Origin of the sequence: Limnobacter sp. (genome assembly GCF_964228395.1) — a bacterium.
Lineage (GTDB): Bacteria > Pseudomonadota > Gammaproteobacteria > Burkholderiales > Burkholderiaceae_B > Limnobacter.
On the sequence record NZ_CAXQZX010000096.1, the window covers coordinates 1 to 19,535 of the forward strand.

Sequence of the window (19,535 nt, forward strand, 5' to 3'; positions counted from 1 at the left end):
TGGTGTGCCCCTGGAACAAGTTTGCCAAGCCAGCGCAATACGCCGACTTCGACCCCAGACCAGGGTTTGAACACCCAGACTGGGCCACAATGATGCGATGGACCGAACCCGAGTTTTTAAAACACACCGAAGGCAGCGCCATTCGCCGCATCGGCTATCGACGCTTTAGGCGCAACCTGGCCGTGGCCGCTGGCAACAGCCACGCAGGGGCCGTGGTGCGTGAAGGTTTACTTCACATGCGGCAGAGTGCAGATGATTTTTTGGCCGAGCACATTGATTGGGCATTGAACCAACTGCGCGCCCGGCCAGATTGAGTGTTAATTGCTGGCAGGCATAACCACCGTGTGTGCTTCGCCATGGGCGCGCGGGCGCACCTTGCCGATCAGGTAAGGGGTCTCGCCTTCGGATCGAAGCAAAGCCATGGCAGCATCAACTTGCGCTTCTGGCAACACCACCACCATGCCAATGCCGCAGTTGAACACCCGGTTCATTTCATCGAACGGCACTTGGCCGTTGGCCTGCAACCACTTGAACAGATCGGACTCGGGCCATGCACCACGATCCAACTCGGCAGTGAGCTGCTCGGGCAGCACCCGAGGAATGTTTTCGACCAAGCCACCGCCGGTGATGTGGGCCAGGGCGTGCACTGGCAGCGCCTTGATGAGCTTGAGCACTGGTTTTACATACATGCGGGTTGGCGCCATGATGGCTTCTTTGAGGGTGACGCCATCGCAAGCCTGGTTCAGGTCGGGCTGGGCGCGTTCAAGGATTTTTCGCACCAGCGAAAACCCGTTGGAATGCACGCCGTTGGAAGCCAAGCCAATGATGGCATCGCCGTTTTGCACTTTGCTGGCATCCAGAATTTCAGATTTTTCTACCACGCCCACCGCAAACCCTGCGAGATCGTATTCACCATCAGGATACATGCCGGGCATTTCGGCGGTTTCGCCGCCGATGAGTGCACAACCTGCTTGTTCGCAGCCTGTAGCAATGCCGCCGACCACGCTGGCCGCAGTTTTTACATCAAGTTTGCCGCAGGCGAAGTAATCCAGAAAATAAAGGGGCTCGGCGCCTTGCACCAAAATGTCGTTGGCGCTCATGGCCACCAGGTCAATGCCCACGGTGTGGTGAATGTTCCATTCAAAGGCCAGGCGAAGCTTGGTGCCAACGCCATCAGTGCCAGACACCAACACGGGCTCCCGGTACCCTTTGGGCACTTCAAACAGCGCACCAAACCCGCCGATGCCAGCCAAAACGCCAGGGCGCAGGGTGCGCTTGGCCATGGGCTTAATGGCTTCTACCAGGTCATCACCGGCCTGAATATCCACGCCGGCGTCTTTGTAGGTGAGGGGAGAGTTCATTGACTTAGGGTCCAATAGGAGTTGGGGCTTTGAGAGCCGCTATTTTAACCGAGCCAGCGCGTCAATAGTGGCAATCGGGGGTATTATTGAGGGCTGCTTGAATTCGACCAACCCCCAAGCAATGCCCATGCAACAGCTGCTTCTCGACGTGTTTACACCCCCACGCCCCACCTTGGGCAATTTTTTGGTGGGTCAAAATGCGCAAGTGCTGCACGCATTAAAAAACCTGCTCAAAGGTGAGGGCCTAAGCCCTTTTGTGTATTTGTACGGGCCGCCCGGTTGTGGCAAGTCCCATTTGCTGAAGGCATTAAGCGAAACGCTGGGAGCCCCCGTGTTGCCGGGCCAGCAAAGGTTTGTGTTTAGGCCCGCACCGGCCTCGCTGCTGATGGATGACATCGATCACTTAACCCCCTACTCTCAGGTTCAATTGTTTAATGCATTTAATCAGTCAATGGCCGAAGGTTTGCCTCCGAACATTGTGTTGTGCGGTCATGAGCCACCAGCGACCTTGGGTTTGCGCGATGACCTGCGCACGCGCATAGAGGCGGGGCTTTGCCTGCGCATCCAACCGCTGAGTGATGAGGAAAAACAGGCCGCCTTGCAAACGGTGGCCAAGGCCCGCGGCCTGCAATTGAGTGAAGAGGTGGTGGAGTATGCGCTGCGTTATTTTCAGCGCGACATGGGGTCCCTGATGGCCGTGATGGACAGCCTGGACCGCTTTTCTTTGGAACAACAAAAACCAGTGAGCGTTACCCTGCTTCGCCACTGGATGAAACGCCGGGAAAGCCTGGTGGTACGTGAATATGAAACTCGCACTGTTTGACCTTGACAACACCCTGCTGCCCATGGACTCGGACCACGGATGGTCGCAGTTCCTGATCAACAAAGGCTTGCTGGATCGAGAAGAATTCGAAGCACGCAACAACCAGTTTTACGAAGATTACAAGGCGGGTTGCCTGGATATCCATGCCTTTTTGGATTTTCAGTTGCGCCCTTTACGCGACAACCCGCGCGCCCTGCTCAATGCCTGGCATCTGCAGTACATGGCCGAGGTGATTCAGCCCAATATTCTGCCCAGTGCAAGGCGCCTGGTGCAGCAGCACCAGGATGAGCAAGCGATTTGCATTTTGATTACCGCCACCAACAGCTTTATTACCCGCCCCATTGCACAGGCTTTTGGAATTGAGGCTTTAATCGCAACTGACCCCGAAGAAAAAGAGGGTGAATTCACCGGCAAGGTGAGTGGCGTACCCAGCTTTCGTGAAGGAAAGGTGCAGCGTCTAAACGACTGGCTTGCGGGCAAAGGCTGGACCCTGGAAAGCTTTGAGCAGACCCATTTTTACAGCGATTCCATCAACGACCTTCCTTTGCTGGAAGCTGTGAGCCACCCCGTGGCCACCAACCCGGATGAGCGCTTGGCCCGCATTGCCCGTGAGCGCAATTGGCCTGTATTAGAGTTGTTCAAATGATCCGAAAATTTTTCAAGCGCATGTTTGCGAAACCCGCTGGCCTGGGCAAAGACAACGCTGGCAAGCCCACCCATTTGAACTTGGGCAGCCGCAACAAAGCAGCCGCCAGCTACACGGTGCACAAACCCAAGGTGTGGGGGGTGGCAGAGCACAAAATTGACCGCCGCCTGGTAAGCCACAACGCCATTCGGGTGTGCGAGACCTTGCAAGCCAAAGGTTACAAGGCCTTTGTGGTGGGCGGCGCAGTGCGCGACCTGCTGTTGGGCATGCGACCCAAAGATTTTGATGTGGCCACGGACGCGAGCCCAGAGCAAACCCAACGCCTGTTCCGCAGAGCCCGCATCATTGGGCGGCGCTTCCAGATTGTGCATGTGATGTTTGGGCCTGAGACCATTGAAACATCCACCTTCAGGGCGTTGACCACCGGCAACAGCGACACCGATGAACACGGCCGAGTGCTGCGTGACAACGAATTTGGACGGCAGGATGAAGATGCATCGCGACGCGACTTCACGGTGAACGCGATGTATTACGACCCCAGCACCGAGACCGTTTGGGACTACCACCACGGCATGGAAGACCTTCGGGCCAAAACCCTGCGCATGATTGGGGAACCGGCCGTGCGTTACCGCGAAGACCCGGTGCGCATGCTGCGCGTGGTTCGCTTTGCGGCCAAGTTGAATTTCAACATTGAACCGGCCACCTACGCACCCATTGCCAGCATGTCTGATTTGCTGCGCAATGTGCCCGCCTCTCGCTTGTTTGATGAAATGCTCAAACTCTTGATGAGCGGCTCTGCCTTGGCCTGCCTGAAAGGCTTGCGCCAGGCGGGTTTGCATCATGGTGTGTTCCCCCTGCTGGACGCCATTCTGGAAGACGAAGCTGGCGAAGCTTTTTTGACCGAGGCGTTGGCGCGCACCGACCGGCGAGTGCACGAAGGCAAACCTTTGAGCCCAGGATTTTTGTTTGCCTGCCTGTTGTGGCATTTGGTGCTTGAAAACTGGGAAAAACGGGTCAAAGCCGGGGAGGTGAAATTTCCGGCGCTGTTTGCTGCCATGGATGAAGTGCTGGCCGAACAAGCGGAACGCACGGCCATTCCTAGGCGGCTGACCGGCGACATGCGTGAAATATGGGCCTTCCAGCCCCGTTTTGAAAAACGGGCAGGCAAAGCCCCCTTTCGCATGCTGGAACAACAAAAATTCAGGGCTGCGCTTGATTTTTTTGAGTTGCGCGCGCTGGTGGGCAACGCCGACCCTGAGCTGGCCCGCTGGTGGAGGGAATTCTCGGATGGTGAATCCAGCAACCGTCAAGCGCTGCTGGACAAGCTTCGTGGCTCACCACAGGGTGACGCGGGTGGGACAAGCAGCAAAAAACGCCGCCGCCGGCGCAAACCCAAGGCGGCTGGGGCTGGCCAACCGCCCAGTGGCGAGGCACAGTGAGAAGAGCGGCACAATGCTACCTGGGCTTGGGTGGCAACCTGGGGCACCCCTTGACGCTGTTTGATGCCGTGGTGGCTTACTTTGAAGCCCACCCCATGGCCAGCGAAGTGAAAGAATCCCCACGCTACAAAAGCGCCCCGGTCGACGCCACAGGACCAGATTACGTGAACTCAGTGATGACCTTGCGGTGGGCGGGAAGCCCCGAGGCATTGCTTGAGGCATGCATGGGCCTTGAGACCCAATTTGGGCGCGTGCGAAGCACCAGAAATGCACCACGCCCCATCGATGTGGACGTGTTGATGTTCGACCAAGACATTCTGAACACAACCACGCTGACCTTGCCGCACCCCCGCATGCACTTGCGACGTTTTGTGTTGCAACCGCTGCTCGATCTGAACCCCGAGGTGAGCATTCCTGGGCAGGGCAAAGCCAAATTGCTCGTGCAGGGCACATTGGACCAGACCGTGGAGCCAATTTGAGCGCTTATTCCAAACACGCAAGGCTGCGGTAGGCTACACTGAGGCCGCGCGGATGGGCCGCTTTCTGCACCACAACAACACAGACAAATCCGGAGAATGCCTTTGCTGTCTGACAAGTACCGCCACATCGTGATTGAGGGCCCCATTGGCGTGGGCAAAACCTCATTGGCCCGCCTGATTGCGCAGCGGTTTACGGCTGAAATATTGCTCGAAAAACCGGAGGAAAACCCCTTTCTTGAGAAGTTTTATCAAGACCCGGCCCGCTATGCGCTACCCACACAATTATTCTTTTTGTTCCAGCGAATTGCCCAACTTCGAGAACTGACCCAGCGTGACTTTTTTGAAAGCATGGTGGTCAGCGATTTTTTGCTTGAGAAAGACCGCATGTTTGCCGGCCTTACACTGGACGAAGAAGAACTGAAGCTTTACCAACAGATCTACCAGCACCAAAGCCCGCAAACCAGCGTGCCCGACTTGGTGGTGTATTTGCAAGCCTCCCCACAGGCTTTGATTGAGCGTGTGCAAAAACGCGCAACGCCTTATGAGGCCAACATCACCGAGGCCTATCTTTCGCAACTTAGCGATGCGTACAGCCGCTTTTTTTACCATTACGACGATGCGCCTCTTCTGATTGTGAACACAGAGCACCTTAACCCGGTGGACCACAGCGAAGACTTTGAATTGCTGCTCAATCAAATTGAGGGCATGAAGGGGCGACGCGAGTTTTTCAATTGGTCTGAGTGACCCAAGCCGAGAGCCATACCCATGAGTGCACAACCCCAAGACCGCGCCACCAGCCAACGAAAGGCCGTGACCCTGCCCGGCTTGCTGGAGATGAAAAAGCAGCAGGACAAAATTGCCATGCTCACCTGCTATGACGCCTGCTTCGCCAGTGTGCTGGATGCAAGCGGCGTGGATGTGCTGCTAATAGGCGACTCCCTGGGCATGGTGTTGGCCGGCATGCCCAGCACGTTGCCCGTGACCATGGAAATGATGGAGTACCACACTCGATGCGTGGCGGCCGGCAATAAAAATGCATTTGTATTGGCTGACATGCCATTTGGCAGTTACCAGGAAAGCGTTGAACAAGCCTACCGCAATGCTGCGCGATTGATGGCGGCCGGCGCCAACATGGTGAAACTGGAAGGCACGGCTTGGTTGGCTGCAACGGTGGAATACCTCACCCGGCGCGACATTCCTGTGTGTGCCCACCTGGGCTTGACGCCTCAATCGGTGAGCGCCTTGGGCGGTTACAAGGTGCAGGGCCGCGACGCCAAGGCAGCCAAGGTGCTTAAAGCCAACGCGAAGCTGATGCAAGAGGCGGGTGCACAACTTGAGCTGTTTGAATTGATTCCAGGCAAACTGGCCGCTGACATCACCAAAAGCCTGGCCGTGCCCACCATTGGCATTGGTGCCGGGGTTGACTGCGATGGTCAAGTGTTGGTGCTGCATGACATGTTGAATGTATTTCCGGGCAAAAAACCGAAATTCGTGCGCAATTTCATGGATAATCAGCCCTCCATCCAGGCAGCGGTGCAAGCGTACGTGAGTGCGGTGAAAGACAAAACATTCCCCGCTGCGGAACACACATTCTGAATTTGAGCCTGCTTTTGCAATGAGACAAATTTCCTCCATCACCGAGCTTCGTGACCAACTGCGTGGGCAGAACCGGGTGGCGTTTGTGCCCACCATGGGCAACCTGCACGAGGGGCACATGTCGCTGATGCGAATTGCGGCCAAACACGGCGACCCTGTGGTGGCCAGCGTGTTTGTGAACCGCTTGCAGTTTGGTCCCAATGAAGACTTCGACAAGTACCCGCGCACCATGCAAGAGGACGCGGACAAGCTCGAAAAAGAGCACGTGTACGTGATGTTTGCACCCACCGAGCGCGACCTGTACCCTGAGCCGCAAGACTACCGGGTAAAACCACCCGATGGCCTGGGGGGCACTCTGGAAGGCGAGTTCAGACCCGGATTTTTTGAGGGTGTTTGCACGGTGGTGACCAAACTCTTCAATTGCGTGCAGCCCCGCGTGGCTGTGTTTGGCAAAAAAGACTATCAACAGCTGATGATTGTGCGCAGGCTGGTTCAGCAGCTGGCCATGCCCATCGAGATTATTGCGGCGCCCACGGTGCGCGACCCCGATGGCCTGGCCATGAGTTCGCGCAACCGTTACTTAAACCCGCAAGAACGGGCCGAAGCGCCTTTTTTGTACCAGCTTTTGAATGATCTCTCGAATCAAGTAAAAAGCGGTCGCCCCAATGTGGACCAATTGATACAATTGGAACGCAAATGCTTGGATGCATTGGAAAAAAGAGGCTGGAAGCCCGACTACTTCGAGGTGCGCAAGCAGGCTGACCTGATGCGCCCCACCGACACAAACCTGTCCGATCAAACGCCGCTGGTTATTCTGGCGGCCGCCAAGCTGGGAGCCACCCGGCTGATCGACAACCTGGAGATAGAGTAATGCATCGCGAGATGTTGCTCGGCAAAATCCACCGAGCCAAAGTAACCCATTGTGAACTGCACTACGAAGGTTCCTGCGCCATTGACGAAAACCTGTTGGAAGCGTCTGGCATCATTGAATTTCAGCGCATTGACATCTACGTGATCGACAACGGCGAACGCTTTTCCACGTACGCCATCAAAGGCGAACGCGGCAGCGGCATGATTTCACTGAATGGCGCCGCAGCGCGCCGCGCCCAAAAGGGCGACTTGGTGATTATTGCGGCTTATGGGACGCTGGATGATGAAGAATGTAAAACCTTCCAGCCCAAGTTGGTGTTTGTCGACGACGACAACCGCATAGCTGAGCAGCGCGGCCATATTCCAACGCAGCAAATGTGACGGCCTAGGCTGAAGCACGCTTCAGCCTGTCTGCCACGCCTTCCCATTCCTCGCCAATGCCCGGTTGCTCAAAGAGCACCTGCGAGCAATTCAATTCGTCAGCTTGACGCAACGTGGCGTACAAATTTTTTGCAACCTCGTTGGGGCTGTTACCCAAGGCCTCCACCATCACATGGGGATGCCGAGTGCGCAGGGCGTCAGCCCGGGTTAAAAACGCATCACCCCAGCCCACACACAGAGTGCTGCCTACGGGCGTGAACTCACCCAAACCCAGGGCCGTGATCACCCTCACTTTGGCATCTGGGCTGTAGTGCTTTTCGAGTGCGCCAGACACCCGGGGGTTGTTCTGCAGCGCGCTGCTTTTAATAAAGCCCTCAACAGGCTGACCCAGTACTTCGCCCAGTTGCTGCGCGGTGATGGCCCCGGGCCGCAAAATTCGCGGTGACTTTTCCAGCAAAGACACGATGGTGGACTCTATCCCCACCTCAGGAATATCACCGTCAAGCACCCAAGGAATGCGGTCGCCTAGCTCAGCCATGACATGCACGGCCCGAGTGGGACTCACCTTGCCAAACCGATTGGCCGACGGAGCGGCTACAGGCACACCGGCCGCGCATAGCAATGCCTTGGCCACAGAATGCGATGGGCACCGTATGCCAACGGAATCTTGTCCCCCTGTGACCTGCGACGGCATGCGACTGCCCTTGGGCAACACCAGTGTGAGCGGGCCGGGCCAAAACGCCCGCGTAAGCGCTTCGAACTGTTGTTGTTGAGTGGAGTGATTGAACTGGATCCAACCATCAGCCCAATCAAAACCTGGACTCGCGTGGGCAATCAGGGGATGGTCGGCGGGCCGGCCTTTGGCCTTGAATATGCCGGCAACCGCCTCAGCTTGATTCACGGCTGCCCCCAGGCCAAACACGGTTTCTGTGGGGAACGCCACCAACTGCCCCTGCACCAGGGCTTTGGCGCAGCGCTCGATGTTGGCTGGTGTGGCACCAAGCAGCGTGGCGTGCGGCGGGCTAGGCCAAGCACCCACCTTCGAGGCATTGGCGCTGTCAGTCGTCATCGTCGCCGATGCCAAGGGCGTCCCGCACGTCTTGAGCCACCTCCAGGGCCTTGTCGAGGCTGGCCGCCACCACGGTGATGTGTCCCATTTTGCGCCCCACCCGAGCCTGCTCTTTGCCGTACAGGTGCAGTTTTACCTCGGGCATGGCCAGCACTTTTTCCCATGCGGGCTCTGAGACAGTGCCATCGTTTTGATACCACAGGTCACCCAACAAATTGACCATGACTGCGGGGCTGTGCTGGCGGGTACTGCCCAAGGGCAAACCAGCCAAAATACGAGCCTGTTGTTCAAATTGGCAGGTGACGCATGCATCGATGGAGTAGTGCCCGCTGTTGTGGGGGCGCGGTGCAATCTCGTTGACCACCAAGCCCAGCCCGTCGACCACAAAAAACTCAACGCACAAAACACCCACATAATCGAGTGCGCCGGCGATGGCGATGGCGTTGGCGCGGGCCTGCGCCGCCATGGCGTCGTCGATTCGGGCAGGAACAATGGTGGTGGCCAAAATGCCTTTGCGGTGGTGATTTTCGGCCACTGGGAAGGTGGCGCATTCGCCTTTGTGATCGCGGGCCACAATCACAGACACTTCTTTTTGCAGGGCCAGGCGCTTTTCAAGCACACACTCCACCTCGTTGAGGCTCGCAAAGGCTTTACGCACCTCCTCCAGGTTGGTCACCCTCACCTGCCCTTTGCCGTCGTAGCCCAAACGCGCGGTTTTAAGAATGCCAGGCAGCAGTGGCTGCAATTGGTCTGTGATGTCGTCTGCTTTGCGAATGGGGGCGTGCGGGGCCACAGGCACGCCACACCCACTGATGTAGGCTTTTTCTTCAATGCGATTTTGGGCCACGCCCACAGAAAAGGCCGATGGGCTGACAGGCACACTGCGGGAAAGCGTATCCAATGCGAGGGCAGGTACATTCTCAAACTCGGTGGTCACGCCCACACAACGCTGAGCCAGTTTGGCCAAGCCAGCGTCATCAAGGTAATCGGCCAACACCTGATCATCGGCGACACTGCCTGCTGGTCCGTTGGCCGCAGGGTCCAGCACCAGGACACGGTAACCCATGCTTTGCGCGGCCATGCAGAACATGCGGCCCAATTGACCACCACCCAGTAGGCCAAGCCATTGACCAGGTTTGGCGGGTTTGAATTCGATGTTGCTCATGGTGTGTTGGGGCAAAGGTTAGCGCAAAGGAGGCAGTTCCATTTCACGGGCCACGTTGCTTTGCGACACACGGAAGTCCTGGAGCTTTTGGTTGAGTTCGGCATCGTGCAGGGCCAAGATGGACACAGCAGCCAATGCAGCGTTGGCCGCACCGGCTTCTCCGATGGCAAAGGTATGCACAGGAATGCCTTTGGGCATTTGCACGATCGACAACAGGGAGTCCTCACCGCGCAGGTATTTGGAAGGCACGGGCACGCCCATGACCGGCACGGTGGTTTTGGCGGCCAACATGCCCGGCAAGTGCGCAGCCCCGCCTGCACCCGCGATGATCACCTGAATGCCGCGCGCACTGGCGGTTTCGGCGTAGGCAAACATTTCATCGGGCATGCGGTGGGCTGACACCACGCGGGCTTCGTAGTCCACACCAAAATCGCGCAACACCTGCACAGCATTTTTCATCACTTCCCAATCGGAAGAAGAGCCCATGACCACGCCAACTTTGGGGTGGTCGGAGGTGTGGTGGGCGTTCAGGCTTGCTTGCTCGCTCATGTGCTTATCCAATCCAGAGGCGGCCAGTCAAAATTTCGTAGGCCTGGCGGTACTTGGCCGCGGTTTTGTCGATGATGTCTTGTGGCAGTGTAGGCGCGGGCGCCTTTTTATTCCAGCCCGGCACGCTCTCCAGGTAGTCCCGAACAAACTGTTTGTCGTAGGAAGGAGGCGATATACCCACTTGATATTGATCTGCCGGCCAAAAGCGGGAGGAATCGGCGGTGAGCACCTCGTCCATCAGGGTCAAGGTGCCGTGCTCGTCCAGGCCAAACTCAAATTTGGTGTCTGCAATGATAATGCCCTGACGCGCTGCATAGTCGCTGGCCTTGGTGTACAGGGCGATGGACACATCGCGGATTTGCTTGGCCAGGTCGGCACCCACCACGTTGCACATGGTGTCAAAGTCGATGTTTTCGTCGTGTTCGCCCACCGCGGCCTTGGTGGCCGGGGTAAAAATGGGCTCGTCGAGCTTGGCGGCCATTTGCATGCCAGCAGGCAATTTAATGCCACACACAGCGCCAGTGGCTTGATAGTCTTTCCAACCCGAACCAATGAGGTAGCCACGCACCACAGCCTCGATGGGCAGGGCTTTGAGCTTTTTAACCACCATGGCACGCCCCTTGATTTGCGGCGCTTCCTCGGCCGTGACCACCGATTCGGGGGCAACGCCGGTGAGGTGGTTGGGCACTACATCCGCCAGGATGTCAAACCAGAACTGAGCCATCTGGGTGAGCACCATGCCCTTTTCGGGGATGGGTTGATCCAGTATGACGTCGAAGGCGGACAGGCGGTCGCTGGCCACAATCAACATTTTGTCTTCACCGACAGAGAAGTTTTCACGGACCTTGCCGCGGTGCAACAGCGGCAGGGAAGTCAGTTTGGTTTCAAACACGGTGGTCATGCCATCAGCCTCTTCAATTCAGGCATTTAAAAGTAAAACACGCGGGGCCACGCCCGCGTGCGCTTGCTTTGGGGCCACTGGTGCGCAGGTGGCCCACATGTTGATTACTGCACGATTTGCGCCAATTCGCCCTTGGCGTATTTGGCTGCCATGTCCACCAGATTGATGGCTTTGATCTTGCCAGCCTGACCTTCGCAACCAAACTCCAGGTAACGCTGCTTGCAAATCGCCTTGGCCGCTTCGCGGGCAGGCTTCATCCATTCGCGCATATCAAATTTGTCTGGATTCTCGGCTTGGAACTTACGCACGGCGCCAGTCATGGCCAGGCGAATGTCAGTGTCGATGTTGATTTTGCGCACACCGTACTTAATGGCTTCTTGAATTTCTTCCACCGGCACGCCGTAGGTTTCTTTCATTTTGCCGCCGTACTGGTTAATGATGGCCAGCAAATCAGCAGGCACAGAGGATGAGCCATGCATCACCAAATGGGTGTTGGGAATGCGTGCGTGAATTTCTTTGACCCTGGAAATGGCCAGAATGTCGCCTGTGGGCTTGCGGCTGAATTTGTAGGCACCGTGGCTAGTGCCGATGGCGATGGCCAGGGCATCCAGTTGGGTCGCTTTTACAAACACAGCGGCCTCTTCAGGGTCGGTCAGCATTTGACTGTGGTCCAGCTTGCCTTCAGCGCCAATGCCGTCTTCTTCGCCGGCTTCGCCGGTTTCCAGGTTGCCCAGGCACCCCAACTCGCCTTCAACGGTTACGCCTACTTTGTGTGCCATGTCCACCACGGTTTTGGTCACATTCACGTTGTAGTCAAAGCTGGCGGGGGTTTTGCCGTCTTCCATCAGGGAGCCGTCCATCATGACAGAACCAAAACCGAGGTCGATTGCACCCTGGCACACCTTGGGGCTGGTGCCATGATCTTGGTGCATCACCAAGGGGATGTGGGGGTAGGCTTCTACGGCAGCTTGAATGAGGTGCTTGATGAAGGGCTCGCCTGCGTATTTACGCGCGCCTGCGCTGGCCTGAAGAATCACGGGAGCACCCACCTCATCGGCTGCAGCCATCACGGCCTGCACCTGCTCCAGGTTGTTGACGTTGAATGCTGGGATGCCGTAACCCTGCTCGGCGGCATGGTCCAGCAGTTGGCGCATGGATACGAGTGGCATAAGTGTGTCTCCAAAAAAATAATTCAGTTAAGCAGGCCGATGTGTTCACCCACACGCACGATTTTCATGGTGTTGGTGCCGCCCGATTTGCCAATGGGTTCGCCGATGGTGATCACGATGAGGTCGCCCACTTCCACCACCTTGGCGTCGAGCAAGGCTTGTTCGGACTTGGCCAGCAGCAGTTCCCGGTCATCGGTCTCGTACTGCATCATGACAGTACGAACATCGCGGTACATGGACAGTCGGCGGCGGGTTTTTTCTTCGGGTGTGAGTGCAAATATGGGCACGCCACTGTTTAAACGGGACATCCACAGGGCGGTTGACCCCGACTGGGTCAGGGCAGCAATGGCCTTTACATCGAGGTGATGGGCAGTAAACAGGGCAGCCATGGCGATGGACTGATCCACCCGTTTGAATTTGCGGTTCAGGAAGTCGGTATCCAGATTCACTGGCGCCGATTTTTCGGCCTCTACACAGGTGCGAGCCATGGCACAAATGGTTTCGACAGGATACTTGCCAGCGGCTGTTTCGGCAGAAAGCATGACGGCGTCGGTGCCATCCAGCACTGCATTGGCCACATCAGACACCTCAGCCCGAGTGGGCACGGGGCTTTCGATCATGCTTTCCATCATCTGGGTGGCGGTGATGGTGAGCTTGTTGGCCTCGCGTGCAGCGCGGATTAATTTTTTTTGGGCGGCGGGGACAGCCGCATCGCCAATTTCAACAGCCAGGTCACCCCGGGCCACCATGATGCCATCGCAAGAGCGGATGAGATCGTCCAGATTGGCAAGCGCCTCGGTTCGCTCAATTTTGGCAATCATCATGGCGTGCCCGCCCGCTGCGCGGGTCAGCTCACGGGCCATGTACATGTCTGCCCCACTTTTTGGAAAGCTCACCGCGATGTAGTCGGCTTCAAAGGCCACCGCAGTGCGGATGTCCTCCATGTCTTTGGAAGTCAGTGCCGGGGCCGACAAACCCCCGCCCAATTTGTTGATGCCCTTGCGGTTTTTAAGCACTCCACCCACTTCGGTTTCGCAATGGATTTGGCCAGAGGTCACTTTTTTAACCTTGAGCACAATTTTGCCATCGTCCAGCAGCAGGGTGTCGCCCGCTTTGACGTCGTTGACCAGCTCGGGGTAGTCCAGCCCCACACGGGTATCATCCCCTGCGGCGCACTGGGCTTCAAGGATGAAAGGCTGCCCGTTGGCAAGCGTGGTGGACCCGTTGGTGAATTGGCCAATACGAATCTTGGGGCCTTGCAGGTCGGCCATGACCGCCACATCACGCCCCAGGCGGGTTGCAATGTCACGCACGGTGTTCACGCGACCGATGTGCTCCTCGGCTGTGCCGTGCGAGAAGTTGACCCGCACCACGTTCATGCCGGCAGAGATCATGCGCTCCAGAACAGCTGGATCGGTGGAAGCCGGCCCCAGTGTGGCAACAATCTTGGTCTGACGCGGAAGGAAGTCGTTGGCCATTAGGCTGCTCGCTGTTGAAGAATATCGACGGCGGGCAGGGTTTTGCCCTCTAGAAACTCAAGAAACGCCCCACCCCCAGTGGAAATGTAGCTGACCTGCTCTGCAATGTTGTATTTGGCGATAGCGGCCAGGGTGTCCCCTCCGCCTGCGATCGAGAAAGCCTGTGAAGCAGCGATGGCTCGGGCCAAACGCTCTGTGCCTTTGCCAAACTGGTCGAATTCAAACACACCAACAGGGCCGTTCCACACGATGGTGCCAGCCTTGCCCAAAATAGCTGCAAGCTCCTCGGCGGTGTTGGGGCCAATGTCGAAGATCATGTCGTCGGCTGCTACATCAGCCACAGCCTTGGCGGTGGCCTGTGCGCTGGGCGAGAACTCTTTGCCCACGACCACGTCGGTAGGAATGGGCACTGCCGCGCCACGGGCTTGCATTTTGTCGATGATGGCTTTGGCCTCACCCACCAAATCGGCCTCGACCAATGACTTGCCGATGGGCAAGCCCTTGGCCGCCATGAAAGTGTTGGCAATGCCACCACCCACGATCAGTTGGTCTACTTTTTCGGCCAGGCTATTGAGAATGGTGAGCTTGGTGGACACTTTGGAACCGGCCACAATCGCGACCAAGGGGCGCTTGGGGGCCGACAGGGCCGCACCCAAGGCGTCTAGTTCGGCGGCCAACAAGGGGCCAGCACACGCCACGGGCGCAAACTGCGCTGCACCGTGGGTGGTGGCTTCGGCCCTGTGGGCTGTGCCAAAGGCATCGTTGACGTAAATGTCGCAGAGCGTGGCAATTTTTTGCGCAAGCTCAGGGTTGTTTTTCTTTTCGCCTTTATTGAATCGGCAGTTTTCGAGCAAGAGCACTTCACCGGCCTTGGCGTCCACGCCGTCCACCCAGTCTTTCACCAAACGAACAGGGCGCCCCAAGAGCTCGCCCAGGCGCTTTGCGACGGGAGCCAGGCTCAACTTCTCGTCATATTCGCCTTCAGTGGGGCGGCCAAAGTGGCTGGTGAGCATGAGGGCTGCATTGTTTTGCAGGCAGTACTGGATACCGGGCAACGAGGCGCGAATGCGAGTGTCTTCAGTGATGTTGCCATTTGCGTCGGTGGGCACGTTAAAATCGACGCGAATCAACACGCGCTTGTTGGATACGTTTTGGTCGGTCAGGCGCAGAAAACGCAACATTGCAGTGGCTCTCAAGGAAGGTGATTGAAGACAATCCCGGATTATAACGCCCCAAGGGGGTTTTTCAGCGCCACCAGCCTCTGGTTTGCGGTCGGATTCGTCTCGATTTTGGCCCAAGTTGCGCACGGCCCCGCTGGACCGCAAACGCTTGATTCAATTGAATCATTTTGGGCCAGAAGTTTGCTGACGCAATTCATCCATTTGAGCTGGACCCATTTGGCCTTGAACCTTGCCGGCTTGGCCGTACTGACTTGGGGATTTTCGCATTTAATCAAGCCAAGCCTGTGGGCTGGCTTGCTGGGGTTAAGCCTGGCTTGGGTGGCACTTTATATTACTTTTATTGAGCCTTTGTCCTGGTATTGCGGGCTAAGCGGCGCCTTGCACATGCAGTTTGTGGTTTGCCTGGCCTTGGCGTTCAGACAGAGTACAAACGTTGGCCTGCGCGCCTGGCCTTTGTGGTTGATGTTGCTGGGCTTGCTGGCCAAATTGCTGCTTGAATTGAATCCTGCAGAGGCCACAGACCCATCGGTGGGTGGCCCGGTGGCCTATGCTGCACACCGTGGAGGTGCGTTGGGTGGCCTGTTGGTCGTGATTATTCTGGCCACCCCATCTGTGTTTAAGAAATTTGGGCGTCGCGTTTAAAGCGCCTTGCCAACACCAGCAAGCCAAACAAGCCAAGCAGGTTCAAAGCGCCTCCTCCACCGCCGCCCCCCCCACCACCCGTGGCGACAGGGGCAGGAGCACCGCCACCACTGCTGTTGTCGCTGGTGGGTGCAGGTGTGGTGCCGGTGCTTGCACTGGTTGGGTTAGAGGGACCACTGGCATCCGAACCACTGGCTGCAACCCGGATGGCGGTAAAACTGGTGTGACTTTCCCCCACGGAGTCAGTCACGGTGAGCCTGAAGACCAAATCACTGGTGCTGGTGGCCGCTGGCAAATCCACATTGGCTGTGGTGGCTGTGCCATTGAGCACCTGCTCGCCAGACACTTGCACCCATGCATAGGAGGCCACACTTCGGCCACTGGCCACAGAGCTGCTGGCTCCCCGCAGACGAACAGGGTTTAGGCCGCTGGCGCTTTCTTGGTAACCACTGCTGGACAGGCCATTGGCCGATACCGATGCGTTGGCAATCGGGCGGGTGCCGCGAGCGGCAAGCACTGCCGCCTCAGCATTCAACATGCCGGCTCCGCAAACCGCGGTGGTGCAATTGCAGGTACCAGAGCCCTGATTCGCGGAGCAAGTGGTCAACCTCGGGCTTAAGAATGGTGAGGTGTTCTGCAAAATGAGGTTTCTTAGCTGTGCCGGAGTCAGGCTGGGGTTGACAGCCTTCAACAAACTGGCTGTAGAAGCCACCAACGGTGCGGCAAAAGAGGTGCCGGTTTTGCTGGCCAGGCTGGCCGATTGCGGGGAGGTTGAGCCCGTGTTGCTCAAACCCACCAGACCATTGGAAAAACCGCCGGGGGCCATCATGCTCACCGAAGAGCCAATGGCACTGTAGCTGGCACGGCTTCCATCACGATCCAGGGCGCCGATGGACATCACATTGTTGCAGTTGGCTGGGGAATCCGCAGCCCCACCGCCGTTACCTGCCGCGGCCACCACCAAGGTGCCAGCAGCAGTCACGCGATCGACGACGCTTTGTTCAAAACTGCTACAGGTGGTTGTGCTACCCAGGCTGAGGTTGATCACAGCCGCCGGGTTGGTATTGCGGGGCACACCGGGCACATCAAGGCCCGCGGCCCACAACATGGCATCCAGCACATCCGACAACAAACCACCGCATTTGCCCAAGACACGCACTGGCAACACTTTGGCATTCCAGTCGCCCCCGGCGACCTGCGCGTTGTTGTGCGTGTTGGCTGCGATCTGACCCGCCACAAAGGTGCCGTGCCAACTGGAATTCCTGACCGTGCAACCCTGAAACGGCCCGCTTTGGGATTCCGCATCGGTGATCCAGTTACCGGGGTCGGATGCGTCGGAATCGCGGCCATTGCCGTCATTGGCCGTGGCCACGTCTGACACGAAATCGTAACCAGCCAGCAAACGGCCTTGCAAATCAGGGGTGTTAAACACCACACCCGAATCGAGCACAGCCACTACCACATCAGCGCTGCCCTTGATCCAGTCCCATGCCGCATCAAAGCGGGCGCCGGCTGTGTTGATCTGGGAACGCAACGCCCATTGATTGGAAAAAGATGGGTCATTCGGGGTTTCAAAGGCGCGGACGGGACGGTCTTCAATGGCCCACTCCACCTCGGGGTCACTGCGAAGGCGGTTCAAATGAGCTTGAATATCGATGTCCCGCACGGAAGCGCCCCAACGCATGACATGGGTGCCCAAGGTGCCTGCCCGCTGCCAGGCCGCGCTTACATTGTTGCGCCCCATGACCTCACCCAGAAACTCACCTTCTTTCTCAAGCCGACGCACCGAGGGGGTGGCGCTTAATTCTACCGCGTTCTTGAGTTTGATGATGAACTGGCGAGACTCAGCCTGCGCGTGCGCGGATGCGCTACCCAAGGACAAGGCCACGATAAACAACGCTTGACCGAACAGGCCCAAGACTCGAAGTTTCGTGAAAATTTGGCTAATCAACAACATGGCAACACTCGCTCGCAAAGATGACTTTTAGGTTACCGAGCGCTGCCAGCGGGCTATTTGTTGAATAGAAAGCAGAACGGAGTCTACTTCGTGCTGCACAGGGCTCGACGTACCACGAATGAGTGGTTAACGGCGGTTCGTGCAGGGCTTGGTATTCTCATTTCAGGGAGGGGCACCCAAAGGGGGCACACCAAAACAAACGGGCCCCGAAGGGCCCGTTGCAAATGGCTTTTAAAAAGCCAATGGATGGTGCACTTTGTTTACTTGGCAGTCATGAGTGCAACAGTAGTGTCCAACATGCGGTTGGAGAAGCCCCAATCGTTGTCGTACCAGCTAGACACCTTCACCAGCTTGCCACTCACCTTGGTGAGAGTGGCGTCAAATGCGCTGGATGCCGGATTGTGGTTGAAGTCGATGGACACCAGCGGTGCATCGTTGTATTCCAGAACACCCTTGAGCGGGCCTTCAGCGGCGGCCTTCAAAATGCTGTTGACTTCTTCGACAGTGGTTTCGCGCTTGGCCACGAATGAAAGGTCAACCATGGACACATTGATGGTGGGCACACGAACTGCGTAACCATCCAGCTTGCCGTTCAATTCGGGCAATACCAAGCCAACTGCCGCAGCCGCGCCAGTTTTGGTGGGGATCATGCTCATGGTGGCGGAACGGGCGCGGCGCAGGTCTTCGTGATATACGTCGGTCAGCACTTGGTCGTTGGTGTAAGCGTGAATGGTGGTCATCAGGCCGGTTTCCAAGCCGATGGCATCGTTCAAAGGTTTCACCAGAGGCGCCAGGCAGTTGGTGGTGCAAGACGCATTTGAAATCACTGTGTCGGAGCTTTTCAGTACGCCATGGTTGACGCCGTACACCACAGTGGCGTCTACGTCTTTACCACCGGGGGCAGAAATAATCACTTTTTTGGCACCGCCCTTGAGGTGAGCCGATGCTTTTTCTTTGGAGGTGAAAAAGCCTGTGCACTCCATCACCACGTCCACGCCCAGTTCGCCCCAGGGCAACTCGGCCGGGTTGCGGTTGGCCAGCACCTTGATTTTGTCGCCATTGACGATCATGTAGTCGCCATCCACGCTCACGGTGCCGGGGAAACGGCCATGAGCGGTGTCGTACTGGGTGAGATGAGCGTTGGTCTTGGGGTCGCCCAAGTCGTTGATGGCCACGATCTGGATGTCGTGCTTTTTGCCACCTTCGTAGTGGGCACGCAGTACGTTTCGGCCGATGCGGCCATAGCCGTTGATCGCTACGCGAATGGTCATGACAAATCTCCTTGAAAGTAAATCAATGTTCCCTGAATTATTGCTGAACCAAGGCTAGCGCGGCCTCGGTGAATTTTTCTGAAGTGAGCCCAAAGTGCTTGAACAACGCTCCCGCTGGTGCTGATTCACCAAAGCTGCTCATGCCCAGCACCGTGCCCTTCACCCCAGCCTGGGCGATGTATTTGTACCAACCATCGGACACGCCCGCTTCAATGACAGCGATGGGTGCTTGGCCCAACACCTCGGCTTTGTAGGCCGCAGGCTGACGGTCAAATACTGTGGTTGACGGCATGGACACCACGCGGGCTGCAATGCCCTTCTCGGCCAAGGCTTTTTGCGTGTTCATGGCGATCTCGATTTCGGAGCCCGTGGCCACCAGCGTGACCTGCGCGTCGGCCGTCTCTGCCAACACATAGCCGCCTTTGGCAATTGAACTTAGGGCTGATTCGGAACGCGCAAGGAATGGCAGGTTTTGGCGGCTGAATAGCAGCGAGCTGGGGCCGTCTTTGCGCATCACAGCCACATTCCAGGCCGCCATGGATTCTACTGAATCCGCTG

The 19,535-nt window shown here is 57.3% G+C and carries 20 protein-coding genes and 1 pseudogene; 10 read left to right on the forward strand and 11 right to left on the reverse strand.

The window, feature by feature from the left end:
- Nucleotides 1-314, forward strand: a pseudogene (locus ACEQU8_RS07690) (tRNA epoxyqueuosine(34) reductase QueG); the annotation flags it as partial.
- A 3-nt stretch (nt 315-317) separates the two neighbouring features.
- Here ACEQU8_RS07690 and purM read toward each other — a convergent pair.
- Nucleotides 318-1,361 carry a phosphoribosylformylglycinamidine cyclo-ligase gene (gene purM, locus ACEQU8_RS07695; RefSeq protein ID WP_370262714.1) on the reverse strand — a complete coding sequence of 348 codons (1,044 nt, stop codon included), beginning with the start codon at nt 1,359-1,361 and terminating at the stop codon, nt 318-320.
- Nucleotides 1,362-1,488: 127 nt separating this feature from the next.
- Between purM and ACEQU8_RS07700 the strand changes: the two genes are divergently transcribed.
- From ACEQU8_RS07700 to panD, 8 genes are all read left to right on the forward strand, one after another.
- A complete protein-coding gene (locus ACEQU8_RS07700; protein WP_370262715.1) occupies nt 1,489-2,184 on the forward strand; it encodes a DnaA ATPase domain-containing protein in 696 nt (231 codons plus the stop codon).
- Nucleotides 2,165-2,830, forward strand: coding sequence for an HAD family hydrolase (locus tag ACEQU8_RS07705; RefSeq protein WP_370262716.1), 666 nt, complete (start codon nt 2,165-2,167; stop codon nt 2,828-2,830). Before ACEQU8_RS07700 ends, ACEQU8_RS07705 begins: the two co-directional genes overlap by 20 nt.
- Nucleotides 2,827-4,269: a polynucleotide adenylyltransferase PcnB gene (gene pcnB, locus ACEQU8_RS07710; RefSeq protein WP_370262718.1), complete on the forward strand. Its 1,443-nt coding sequence runs from the start codon at nt 2,827-2,829 to the stop codon at nt 4,267-4,269. The genes ACEQU8_RS07705 and pcnB overlap by 4 nt, the downstream gene beginning before the upstream one ends.
- Nucleotides 4,266-4,748: a 2-amino-4-hydroxy-6-hydroxymethyldihydropteridine diphosphokinase gene (gene folK, locus ACEQU8_RS07715; protein ID WP_370262721.1), complete on the forward strand. Its 483-nt coding sequence runs from the start codon at nt 4,266-4,268 to the stop codon at nt 4,746-4,748. Before pcnB ends, folK begins: the two co-directional genes overlap by 4 nt.
- A 96-nt stretch (nt 4,749-4,844) precedes the next feature.
- The gene (locus tag ACEQU8_RS07720; protein WP_370262722.1) at nt 4,845-5,492 is read left to right on the forward strand and encodes a deoxynucleoside kinase; all 648 of its coding nucleotides are present in this window, start codon (nt 4,845-4,847) and stop codon (nt 5,490-5,492) included.
- Nucleotides 5,493-5,513: 21 nt separating this feature from the next.
- The gene (gene panB, locus ACEQU8_RS07725) at nt 5,514-6,344 is read left to right on the forward strand and encodes a 3-methyl-2-oxobutanoate hydroxymethyltransferase (protein ID WP_370262723.1); all 831 of its coding nucleotides are present in this window, start codon (nt 5,514-5,516) and stop codon (nt 6,342-6,344) included.
- Nucleotides 6,345-6,363: 19 nt separating this feature from the next.
- Nucleotides 6,364-7,215, forward strand: coding sequence for a pantoate--beta-alanine ligase (gene panC / locus ACEQU8_RS07730; protein WP_370262724.1), 852 nt, complete (start codon nt 6,364-6,366; stop codon nt 7,213-7,215).
- Complete coding sequence (gene panD, locus ACEQU8_RS07735) at nt 7,215-7,595, forward strand: aspartate 1-decarboxylase (protein WP_370262726.1); 381 nt, start codon at nt 7,215-7,217, stop codon at nt 7,593-7,595. The genes panC and panD overlap by 1 nt, the downstream gene beginning before the upstream one ends.
- A gap of 4 nt (nt 7,596-7,599) precedes the next feature.
- Here panD and ACEQU8_RS07740 read toward each other — a convergent pair whose 3' ends face one another.
- The 7 genes from ACEQU8_RS07740 to ACEQU8_RS07770 form a co-directional block, all read right to left on the reverse strand.
- Complete coding sequence (locus ACEQU8_RS07740) at nt 7,600-8,664, reverse strand: L-threonylcarbamoyladenylate synthase (protein ID WP_370262727.1); 1,065 nt, start codon at nt 8,662-8,664, stop codon at nt 7,600-7,602.
- Entirely contained in the window at nt 8,654-9,829 is a 1,176-nt protein-coding gene (locus ACEQU8_RS07745) for a 5-(carboxyamino)imidazole ribonucleotide synthase (protein ID WP_370262728.1), read from the reverse strand. The genes ACEQU8_RS07740 and ACEQU8_RS07745 overlap by 11 nt, the downstream gene beginning before the upstream one ends.
- A gap of 18 nt (nt 9,830-9,847) precedes the next feature.
- Entirely contained in the window at nt 9,848-10,378 is a 531-nt protein-coding gene (gene purE, locus ACEQU8_RS07750) for a 5-(carboxyamino)imidazole ribonucleotide mutase (RefSeq protein ID WP_370262729.1), read from the reverse strand.
- Between the two features lie 4 nt (nt 10,379-10,382).
- Nucleotides 10,383-11,279 carry a phosphoribosylaminoimidazolesuccinocarboxamide synthase gene (locus ACEQU8_RS07755; protein WP_370262731.1) on the reverse strand — a complete coding sequence of 299 codons (897 nt, stop codon included), beginning with the start codon at nt 11,277-11,279 and terminating at the stop codon, nt 10,383-10,385.
- A 104-nt stretch (nt 11,280-11,383) separates the two neighbouring features.
- Entirely contained in the window at nt 11,384-12,448 is a 1,065-nt protein-coding gene (gene fba / locus ACEQU8_RS07760) for a class II fructose-bisphosphate aldolase (RefSeq protein ID WP_370262732.1), read from the reverse strand.
- Nucleotides 12,449-12,471: 23 nt separating this feature from the next.
- Nucleotides 12,472-13,926 carry a pyruvate kinase gene (gene pyk / locus ACEQU8_RS07765; protein WP_370262733.1) on the reverse strand — a complete coding sequence of 485 codons (1,455 nt, stop codon included), beginning with the start codon at nt 13,924-13,926 and terminating at the stop codon, nt 12,472-12,474.
- Entirely contained in the window at nt 13,926-15,107 is a 1,182-nt protein-coding gene (locus tag ACEQU8_RS07770; protein WP_370262735.1) for a phosphoglycerate kinase, read from the reverse strand. Before ACEQU8_RS07770 ends, pyk begins: the two co-directional genes overlap by 1 nt.
- 24 nt (nt 15,108-15,131) lie before the next feature.
- Here ACEQU8_RS07770 and ACEQU8_RS07775 point away from each other — a divergent pair, with 24 nt between their 5' ends.
- Entirely contained in the window at nt 15,132-15,749 is a 618-nt protein-coding gene (locus ACEQU8_RS07775) for a rhomboid family intramembrane serine protease (protein WP_372521237.1), read from the forward strand.
- Here ACEQU8_RS07775 and ACEQU8_RS07780 read toward each other — a convergent pair.
- From ACEQU8_RS07780 to ACEQU8_RS07790, 3 genes are all read right to left on the reverse strand, one after another.
- The gene (locus tag ACEQU8_RS07780) at nt 15,724-17,706 is read right to left on the reverse strand and encodes a S8 family serine peptidase (RefSeq protein ID WP_370262738.1); all 1,983 of its coding nucleotides are present in this window, start codon (nt 17,704-17,706) and stop codon (nt 15,724-15,726) included. The two genes, ACEQU8_RS07775 and ACEQU8_RS07780, sit on opposite strands and share 26 nt — an antisense overlap.
- 260 nt (nt 17,707-17,966) lie before the next feature.
- Nucleotides 17,967-18,977 (reverse strand): type I glyceraldehyde-3-phosphate dehydrogenase, encoded by a 1,011-nt coding sequence (gap, locus tag ACEQU8_RS07785; RefSeq protein ID WP_370262739.1) that lies wholly within the window; start codon nt 18,975-18,977, stop codon nt 17,967-17,969.
- A 37-nt stretch (nt 18,978-19,014) separates the two neighbouring features.
- On the reverse strand, nt 19,015-19,535 hold a 521-nt coding region (locus ACEQU8_RS07790), incomplete at its 5' end, for a transketolase C-terminal domain-containing protein (RefSeq protein ID WP_370262740.1).